Genomic DNA, 9344 nt, shown 5'->3' on the forward strand with positions numbered 1-9344 from the left:
TAATCGGGGAAAACCTGAATTTAGGGCTGGCCGAGCAGTGCCTTCGAACCAGGGTGACGCCAGTGGATGCTGCCCGGCAGATATAATGAATTCTGCGCCAACGGCTGCTCGTCGATAAGCCGGCTGACCATATCGAAACTGTGCTGGGCCAGGGAGCGGCAATCCTGGGCTACGGTGTCGATTTTCAGCGTCAGGCCATCGAACAGGTAGTGGTCGTCGAAACTGCAAAGATGCAGGTCGCTTTCCATTAACTGATGCTGATTCAGATAGCGCAGCACCCCTTCCAGCAGGCCGCAGGCGGCGGTAAACAGCGCTTTCGGCGGCCGGCCAAGCTGCGCGCAAAGCTGAGCGAACATCTCGTAGCCGGAGCTGGGGTGGTAATTGCCGTTGATGATCCATTCCGGTTTACAGGTCACCCCGGCGCGTTCGAGGCCGAGCTGAAAACCGGCCAAGCGATCGCGTGTTGGCGAGATGCGCGGCTGGCCACCGAGGAAATAAAATTCGTCCGGATGCTGGCGCGCGACGTTTTCCACCAGCGTGGCGGTCGAGGTCAGTGAGTCTGTCATCACCAGCGGCAACTCGGAGCCGGTGATCAGGCGGTCCATCTGCACCACCGGCAGGCCGGCGTTAATCTTTTGGTATTCCACATCGCTGAGCTGGCTGGAGGCGACGATCAAGCCGTCGACCTGACGTTGCACCAGGCTGTTCACCGCCATCATTTCCTGCGCCGGGTTTTCATCGGAACAGGCGATCAGCAACTGCAAACCCGCCTCGCGGCACAGGGTTTCCAGCTCGCGTGAAATCACGGCAAAACCGTAGTTGGTCATTTCCGGCACGACCAGCCCCAGGGTATGGCTGCGGGAGGATCGCAGCGAACGTGCATGGAAGCTAGGCTGATAGTGGTGCTCGCTGGCCAGCGCCAGAATGCGGTCACGGGTGTCGTCGGACACCCGGTATTCTTTGCTGCGTCCGTTAAGCACCAGGCTGGCGGTCGATTTCGACACGCCGGCCAGCGCGGCAATATCACTGATGGTTATGCGTTTGTTTTTTTTCACTGACGGCATCTGAGTTCAACGGGAGATGCGTCATTCTAGCATGCATGGCGTCAGCGGCCAGTGCTCCAGTGCAAGCTGCGCCTCACCGCTCAAACGCAGGCGCGGCTGCGGGCCAGGGAAGTAGCGTGAGCTCATGACCCCTTCGCCGTGGTTGATAAAAATCTCCACGCTGGAGCTGTCGAACAGCATTTGCAGATGGGTGACCTCACCGCGCCAGTAACGGTGTTCAGGCTGCCCGTTGCGCAGGTTGTTGCGCGTCAGGCGCAGCAAGGCGCCGTCCCAACTCAACGTCATCGCATCGCCAAAGTCGGCGCTGAATGCGCCGTTGGGCGTCATCATCACTTCGGCGCTGCCGACCGGCCAACCCGGTGCGTTATCCGCGATTCCCTGCCATTGGCTGCCCTCGCCGCGTAGCCGTTGCAACTCACGGGCCGGCTGTTGGTAAAGCTTGCCGTTGTGCAAAGAAAGCTCGCGCGGGCAGGTCATGGTATGGATCCAGCCGTATTGCAACGTTGGGTGACAGGCTTCGTCCTGCTCCGGTACGCCCATCCAGCCGACCAGCAGCCGGCGGCCGTCTTCGGCCAGCGTAGTTTGCGGCGCATAGAATTCGAACCCGGCGTCCAGCTCGTGGAATTCGCCATGTTCAAAGGCCGCCTGCCGATAATCCAGCTTGCCGGTCAGATAGCCCGCCTGGTAAACGTTGAGATAACGTTCGTCCTGCGCCGCCAGCCCCTGCGGGCAACAAATCAACACCTCGGCACCCGCCAGCATGAACAGGTCCGGGCATTCCCACATATAGCCGAAATCGCCCATGCCGTTCAACTGCGATCCGGCAATCTCCCCCAACAGCTGCCAACTGCGCAGATCGGCGGAGCGCAGCAACAGCACCTTGCCGCGATCCTGCAGGTCACGGGCACCGAGCACCATGTACCAGCTGTCTTGGTGGCGCCAAACCTTGGGATCGCGCACGTGGCCGCTGTAGCCTTCCGGCAGCGGCAGCACCGGGCCGAGCTTGTCATACCCGCCCTGCGCATTTTCCAGCGCCAGGCACTGGTACGCGGTGCGAGAACCGTCGGGGTATTTTACGTTGCCGGTATACGCCAGCATGATTTTTCCGTCTGCCACCACCGCCGAGCCCGAGTAACAGCCGTGGCTGTCGTAACAAGCGCCGGGCACCAGCGCCACCGGCTGATGCTGCCAGTTCAGCAGATCCGTCGATTGCCAATGGCCCCAGCATTTGTTGCGGTGATCGCAGCCCAACGGGTTCCACTGATAGAACAGATGATAAACCCCATTATGCTGAATAAACCCGTTGGGGTCGTTCAGCAGGCCGACGCTGGGGGCCAGATGCCATGCCGGGCGATGAGGATCGCGCAGCGCCAGCGGCATGCCCTTCATCAGCGCCTGAACGGCCTGTTTCATCAAATTCAGTTCTTCCATCATTCACTGTCCGTTTTGTATTTCAGCAGCAGCGAGAGCGTAAAGGCGCTGCCGAAGGCGATAACCAGACCAATGATATAGCTCAGCAGCGAGCTGGCCTGCACGATCGCCAACCCTGGGATCGCCGTCAGCCCGACGGCGTTCATGCCGACGTGATTGGCCACCACCCAGGCACCGCCGAGCGCACCGCCTGCCAGCGCCGCCAGGAAGGGCTTCACAAAGCGCAGGTTGATGCCGAACAGCGCCGCCTCGGTAATGCCGAGCATGGCGGAAAATGCCGAAGGCACCGCAATGGCTTTAATCTTGGCGTCGCGGGTTTTGAAATACACCGCCAGGCAAGCGCCGCCCTGGGCGATATTGGCCATCGACCAGATCGGCAGCAGGAAGTTAACGCCGATTTTCGGGTTGCCGAGCAGCCCGGCCTCTACGGCGTGGAAGCTGTGGTGAATGCCGGTAATGACGATGGCGGAATACAGGCCGCCGAACAGGAATCCGGCGAACCAGCCGGCGTGGGCAATCAGCGTGCTGAGCACGAAGGAGATGCCGTCACCCAGTGCGCGCCCGGCGGGGCCGATAAACAGCATGGCGACGAAGCCGGAGATCACCACCGTCAGGAATGGCGTCAGGATCAGGTCCAGCGCGTTGGGGATCACTCTGCGCAGCTGTTTTTCCAGCACGCTCATAAACCACACCGTCAGCAGCACCGGGAATACCGTACCCTGATAGCCGATCATGGCGATCTCGAGTCCGAAGAAATTCATGGTGTGGAAACCGCCGGCGACGCCCCAGGCGTTGGTCAGCGCCGGGTGGGTCAGAATGCCGCCCAGCGTGGCGCCCAGATAAGGGTTACCGCCGAATTCGCGCGCGGCGGTGAAGCCGATCAGGATCGGCAAGATGATAAACGCCGCCGAGCTGAACATGTCCAGCATCACGAACAGCGCGCTGTTGGCGTCGGCCCAGCCGTAGGTTTTCACCATGCCGAGCAGCCCCATCAGCAAACCGGAGGCGACGATAGCCGGAATGATCGGCACAAAGATGTTCGACAGCAGGCGGGCGATACGTTGCAGCGGGTTGAGTTTTTTCGCCGCGATGTCGGCGGCTTCAGACTTGCTGGATTCGCTGACGCCCGCCGCCTTGATAAATTCCGCATGCACCTTGTTGACCAGCCCGGTGCCGAAAATCACCTGGATCTGCCCGGCATTGCTGAAGCAGCCCTTCACCCCGTCAAGTTTGCCGATTGCAGCTTTATCCACCTTGCTGTCATCCACCAGCACCAGCCGCAGACGGGTGGCGCAGTGGGCGGCGCTGGCGATGTTCTCTTTGCCGCCGAGCAGCGGCAAAAGCGCGTTAGCGGTTGCGGTAATGTCCATGTTTTCTCCCTTAATAAATCAAAACACCGCCGCGGCTTTCCGCGGCGGAAATTCGTCACCAGACTGCGTCAGAAGAAGTACTTGAATCTGGCGCGCACGCCGTAGCGCTGATCGTTATTGGCGTTGGCTATTTTGTTGTCGGCATTGGCTTCAAGCATCGAGACGTAGGCCCCGAGGTACAAATTGAAGTTCTTCATATTCATGATATTAGGTATCTGATACGAAGTATGGATGGTGTGAATGTCATACTTGCCCGGTTCACTGAGCGGGTTATTGATGTCGGCCGCCATGCCGGCAGTATTAAACTCTTTGATGTCGTTGTGGGCGTAGATATATCCCACTTCGAAACGACGCCACAGCACGTTGATGCCGGCGGTTAAGTCTTTTTCGCCCGACGCGTCCAGATAGGCGGTACTCAGGTTGGCGACCACACCGTTGTCCGGATTGGCGGCGGTGTTGTTCCAGGTCATGGTCATGCCATAGCCGTTACGTTTGGACTGGTCGACGAATTTTCCCTGATTGTCCTGATAACCATAGGCATTGTTGACCACGTTGCTTTCCATCGCCACCGCCGCGCTGAACTGGTCTTTCTTCCAGGCGAGCACCGGCCGCAGATAGGCGACGTTTTTCTTATTATCCAGGCTGTTGCCGTGGTAGGCCTTGTCCTGGAACAGTGAGGAACCGTCTTCCACCAGCGTATTGAGCTCGAAGTAGAAGTCGCCGGCGTATTTGCTCAGCATCAGGTTGCCGCCGCTGCTGCTGCGGCCGCGGCCTTCTTTCATCATGTAGATATAGCCGAAGCCATCGGCATACAGATCGTTGGCGGTATTGCCGGAATACTGGATGAAGGTGTCCTGATTGAGCGGGAACATGTCGTAGGCTTCAAAGCGCCCGATTTTGGTCTGCCAGTTCTTTTCGTTGCCGAAGAAGAAGGCGGCATCATCAAGGTTCATTTTACCGGTCATGTCGGCCAGCGGTTGTACGCTGAAACCGGAGAAGTTGCCGTCCTGGTTGCGACGGTAACCGTCCACGCCGACCAGAATGCGGCCATTGATATCCCAACGCTCTTTGTTGCCGGGTTTCCAGTCCTTGTTGTTGCTGGTTTTCAACGAGGTGAGCTGGCCGCTGCGGCTGGCACCGTCGAGGTTGAACTCGACGTCGCCATACAGTTTCAGATCGTTAAAACCGTTCAACTTCAGGCTGGAAGTCGGCGCAGCCTTGGTTTCCAGCGTTGCGGTACGCTGCGCAACCTGTACGGTTTGCCGCTCGGTGTTGGCGGTGCGTTGTTCCAGCTGTTGTGCGTGACGTTCTGCCGCCGTGGCGCGTGTTTCGGCCTGGGTGGCACGTTGTTCAGCCTGTTGCAGCCGTTGTTCCAGCGCATTCAGGCGTGCTTCGATACTGCTGTCGGCGCCAGCCGCCGCTGCAGAGGTGGAAATGAGGAGCCCTGTAGTTACAGCCAAATAGCTAAGTTTTTTCATGGTTCTCTATCATCCGGGTAAGTTGTTTTTGTTTTGTGCTAAATTGCTAAACCGGTTTTTCATGGGGAAAGATAGAGAGTTGAAAGGCGGCTGGCAACCAAGTTTGCTAACCCGATTCAGCTATTGTGATCGAGTGCGCAAATTCGGCCCAGCAGCGGAAAAACGGTGAGCCTGGCCCACCGTGATGAGATTAGCGTTGGAGGAAAGTCTGCAACTCGTCGGCGGTGGGTAACGCAGTCATGGCGCCTTTGGCGGTGGTGGCCAACGCACCGCAGGCTTGGGCCTGGGCGATCACCTCTGGCCACTGTTCATCCTCCGGCAGCGCGCCGAGTTGCGCCAGCGCAGCCAGCAGACCGGCGACAAAAGCATCGCCCGCGCCGGTGGTGTCGATCGGGACGATCAAGGGGGCACGGAAATGACGGATCCGTTTGCCGTCATGCACGCATACGCCATCGCCGCCCAGCGTCACCAGCAGCAAACGCAGCGGATAACGCTGCATCATCCAGTCGATGGCGCTTTCCAGCTCACCGATATTGCTGATAAAACTCAATTCTTCCTGTGAGATTTTGACCACGTGCGCCAGCAGCAGCGCCTTTTGCAGGCAGGGGCGCAGCGCTTCCGGTTGGCGCCAGACATCTTCACGAATATTAGGATCAAAACTCACCCAGCCACCGGCCGCCCTGATGTTCTCCATCGCGGTAAAGGTAGTGCTGCGGCTGGGCTCTTGCGACAGGGCGATAGAGCAAACGTGCAGCCACTCATCCGCTTTGAACTCAGGCAGATCTTCAGGTTGCAGGAACAGATCGGCGCTGGGGGTGACCATGAAAGTGAAGGTGCGTTCGCCGAGCAGATCGAGATCCACCACCACGGTGGAGGTATGATATTTGTCATCCTGCGTCATGTGGCGGATATCTACCTGCTCTTCGCTCAGCACCTGCTGCAAGAACGCGCCGAAACCATCTTTGCCGACCCGGCCGATAAAGGCGCTATCGCCGCCCAGACGGGCGATGCCGACCGCTACGTTGGCAGGCGCGCCGCCGGGGCATTTGAGATAACTGTTTGAATTTTCAGGAACCAGATCGACTACAGCGTCACCCAGCACCCATACGCGATTTCCCATGATCAACCTCTGTTTTAACCTGTGTCAGATGGCGAGCTAAAATAGAAGAACCGGTTTAGCAATGCAATGAAATAATCCGCAAAGGCCCTAAATCCGGGCGCCGGAAGAAAGGATAGAGAGCCAGTTACTGTCTCCGGGAATAAGGGGTGCAGGTTGATAACGCCGCCCTGTGAACCTTAAATTACGGCCAGCAAGGCTACAGCTAGAAATAGGATGAATATAATTAAAAATTGGAGGTGGGATTAATAACAATATCATTCATTACGGTGATTAATTCATGATTAAATGCGCTTTAAATAGGAAATGTCTTAAATTTTGGCAGTGTTTTTCAATAACTGGTTATGATGAATAATTGCATTATTGGAATGCGATTATTCCTAACCCTTTTGGGTTGATATTTTAGTGATATTATTATTTTTTAATATAAACAGTAAGTTGAATTGTCAAGCCATGGGGTGGCAGGGTAAGGGAACTAACCTCTCGGATTATTCATACCACGTATTTGTTATCCGGCGCTCATTATTGGCCAAAATAGGGTTGATCCCGCGCTATTCACGCGCATAATGTTCGCGTTTACTTACAATTCTTATCTTTTATTTGTCCTTCGACAGGGAAAAAGTCATGCGCGTCTCTGCTTATTCTTCGCTCAGCCTTGCTGTGCGCAAGGGCTGTATTCCATTTGGCTCCGTTGTTTTGCCGCTGTTTATATTCAATCAACCGGTTCTGGCGGCAGCGCCAAATGGCGATCAGCTGATCATACAGCAGCAGCGGCAAAAAGCGCTGGAGCAGCAGCTAACCCCCCCGACGCCGGATGTGCGGCTGTCGCCGCCTTCGTCCGGTTTTGGCCGTATTGCTTTCCCGCAGGAAAAACCCTGCTTCCCTATCGAACAGGTCGTTCTGACCGGCCAGGACAAACTCCCGCATTGGCTGCCGTTGCAGCGCATTGCCAACCAGGCGCAGGGCCAGTGCCTGGGTGGGCAGGGCATCAACTTGTTGATGAGCACCCTGCAAAACCGACTGGTGGATAGCGGCTATATCACCACGCGGGTGCTGGCGCCGACGCAGGATCTGAAAAGCGGCAAGCTGCGGCTGGTGGTAGTGCCCGGCTATGTGCGCCAGGTGAAACTGACGCCGGACAGCGGCCGCTACATTCAGCCCTACAGCAGTTTCCCGGCCCATGCCGGCAACCTGCTGGACTTGCGTGATATCGAGCAGGGGCTGGAAAACCTGCAGCGCCTGCCGACGGTGCAGGCCAATATGGAAATCATCCCCGGCGAGCAGCCCGGCGAAAGCGATATCGCCCTGAGCTGGAAGCAAGAACGCATGTGGCGCGTTGGCGCTTCGCTGGATGACTCTGGCACCAAGAGCACCGGTCGCTATCAGGGCGGCCTGACGCTGTCGCTGGATAACCCGTTCTCGCTCAGCGATCTGTTCTACATCTCCGGCACCACCGACCTGCAAAACCAGGGCGGCAGAGGCACCAAAAACATCACCGGCCATTATTCGGTGCCGTTCGGCTACTGGATGGCCGGGGTGACCGCCAACAGTTATGACTATCACCAGACCATCGCCGGGCAGAATCAGGATTACCGCTACAGCGGCAAGAGCAAAAACCTGGATTTCCAGCTCAGTCGGGTGCTGCACCGTAACGGCAGCCAGAAAACCACGCTGACCTATGACGTGCTGGCGCGTGAATCCAGCAACTACATCAACGATACCGAAGTGGAAGTGCAGCGCCGCCGCACCTCCGGCTGGCGGCTGGGCTTGCAGCACCGCCATTACATTCAGCAGGCCACGCTGGATGCCGGCGTCAGCTATCAGCGCGGCACTCGCTGGTTCGGCGCATTGCCTGCGCCGGAAGAGACCTTTGGCGAGGCCACGGCGCTCAGCAAAATCGTGCAGCTCAACGCCCAGCTTGACGTGCCGTTCAGCCTGTTCAACCAGAACTTCAGATACAACGTGCAGTACCAGCGTCAGATCAGCGATACCCCGCTGACGCCGCAGGATCAGTTTGCTATCGGCAACCGTTGGACGGTGCGCGGCTTTGACGGTGAACGCACCCTGAACGCCAACCGCGGCTGGTTCGTGCGCAACGATCTGGCCTGGCGCACGCCGCTGCCGGGGCAAGAACTGTACCTAGGGGCCGACTATGGCGAAGTGGGCGGTTACGGCACCGATTACCTGGTCGGGCAACACCTGGCGGGCGGGGTGGTCGGCCTGCGCGGTTACGCCTTCAAGGTGGGCTACGACCTGTTCGCCGGCGTGCCGTTCTCCAAACCGGACGGCTTCAGCACCAGCCCGGTGACGCTGGGCTTTAACCTGAGCTGGAACTACTGAGGGAACGACGATGCGCATAGGTGATTACGATATTCGGGCGCCGCTGATCCTCGGCGGCGATGACGGCGAGGCGGAAGCCTTCGGGGCGGCGGTATGGCTGTGGATGCATTCGCCGATGCACCGCGATGCGCCGTTGCACACCCTGCCGACGCTGCTGTTGCCGATCATCAAGCGGCAGCAATATGTGCTGGCGTCGTACCAAAATCAGCCGGTGTTTTTCCTCAGTTGGGCCTGGATGAATCAAGAATCCGAGGCGCGTTATCTAACGCAACCGGCGATAAACATGCAGGAAAATGACTGGAACAGCGGCGATCGCCTGTGGTTCTGCGACTGGATCGCCCCGTTCGGCCACACGCGGGAAATGCGTAACCTGATCGCCCGGGATATTTTCCCGCACCTTTGCATGCGGGCGCTGTACCACCGGGGGGCGCAGCGCGGCAAGCGCGTCGTGAACTTTAAAGGCGCGCAGGTCAGCCACCAGCAAGCGCAGCAATGGTGGGCGAACCACCCGTTAGCCGTCGAGCCGTCGGACATTCAATAAGGA

The 9344-nt window shown here is 58.1% G+C and carries 7 protein-coding genes; 2 read left to right on the forward strand and 5 right to left on the reverse strand.

The window, feature by feature from the left end:
- Positions 1-20 precede the first annotated feature (20 nt).
- From ACUTSW_RS18075 to ACUTSW_RS18095, 5 genes are all read right to left on the reverse strand, one after another.
- Positions 21-1064 (reverse strand): substrate-binding domain-containing protein, encoded by a 1044-nt coding sequence (locus ACUTSW_RS18075; RefSeq protein WP_445585003.1) that lies wholly within the window; start codon positions 1062-1064, stop codon positions 21-23.
- A 21-nt stretch (positions 1065-1085) separates the two neighbouring features.
- On the reverse strand, positions 1086-2495 hold the full coding sequence (locus ACUTSW_RS18080; protein ID WP_445585061.1) for a sucrose-6-phosphate hydrolase: 1410 nt from the start codon (positions 2493-2495) through the stop codon (positions 1086-1088).
- Entirely contained in the window at positions 2495-3865 is a 1371-nt protein-coding gene (locus tag ACUTSW_RS18085) for a sucrose-specific PTS transporter subunit IIBC (protein WP_004948206.1), read from the reverse strand. Before ACUTSW_RS18085 ends, ACUTSW_RS18080 begins: the two co-directional genes overlap by 1 nt.
- A 68-nt stretch (positions 3866-3933) precedes the next feature.
- On the reverse strand, positions 3934-5343 hold the full coding sequence (locus ACUTSW_RS18090) for a carbohydrate porin (protein ID WP_004948205.1): 1410 nt from the start codon (positions 5341-5343) through the stop codon (positions 3934-3936).
- A gap of 190 nt (positions 5344-5533) precedes the next feature.
- Positions 5534-6463, reverse strand: coding sequence for an aminoimidazole riboside kinase (locus ACUTSW_RS18095; protein WP_445585004.1), 930 nt, complete (start codon positions 6461-6463; stop codon positions 5534-5536).
- A gap of 621 nt (positions 6464-7084) precedes the next feature.
- Between ACUTSW_RS18095 and ACUTSW_RS18100 the strand changes: the two genes are divergently transcribed.
- Positions 7085-8800: a ShlB/FhaC/HecB family hemolysin secretion/activation protein gene (locus tag ACUTSW_RS18100; protein WP_445585005.1), complete on the forward strand. Its 1716-nt coding sequence runs from the start codon at positions 7085-7087 to the stop codon at positions 8798-8800.
- Between the two features lie 10 nt (positions 8801-8810).
- A complete protein-coding gene (locus ACUTSW_RS18105) occupies positions 8811-9341 on the forward strand; it encodes a toxin-activating lysine-acyltransferase (protein ID WP_445585006.1) in 531 nt (176 codons plus the stop codon).
- The last annotated feature ends 3 nt before the right edge of the window (positions 9342-9344 follow it).

It is taken from the genome of Serratia sp. TSA_198.1 (assembly GCF_052686505.1).

Excerpts from the sequence above, each read along its gene's own strand:
- ACUTSW_RS18075 (WP_445585003.1), bottom strand. The coding sequence starts at position 1,064 with ATGCCGTCAGTGAAAAAAAACAAACGCATAACCATCAGTGATATTGCC.
- ACUTSW_RS18080 (WP_445585061.1), bottom strand. The coding sequence starts at position 2,495 with ATGGAAGAACTGAATTTGATGAAACAGGCCGTTCAGGCGCTGATGAAG.
- ACUTSW_RS18085 (WP_004948206.1), bottom strand. The coding sequence starts at position 3,865 with ATGGACATTACCGCAACCGCTAACGCGCTTTTGCCGCTGCTCGGCGGC.
- ACUTSW_RS18090 (WP_004948205.1), bottom strand. The coding sequence starts at position 5,343 with ATGAAAAAACTTAGCTATTTGGCTGTAACTACAGGGCTCCTCATTTCC.
- ACUTSW_RS18095 (WP_445585004.1), bottom strand. The coding sequence starts at position 6,463 with ATGGGAAATCGCGTATGGGTGCTGGGTGACGCTGTAGTCGATCTGGTT.
- ACUTSW_RS18100 (WP_445585005.1), top strand. The coding sequence starts at position 7,085 with ATGCGCGTCTCTGCTTATTCTTCGCTCAGCCTTGCTGTGCGCAAGGGC.
- ACUTSW_RS18105 (WP_445585006.1), top strand. The coding sequence starts at position 8,811 with ATGCGCATAGGTGATTACGATATTCGGGCGCCGCTGATCCTCGGCGGC.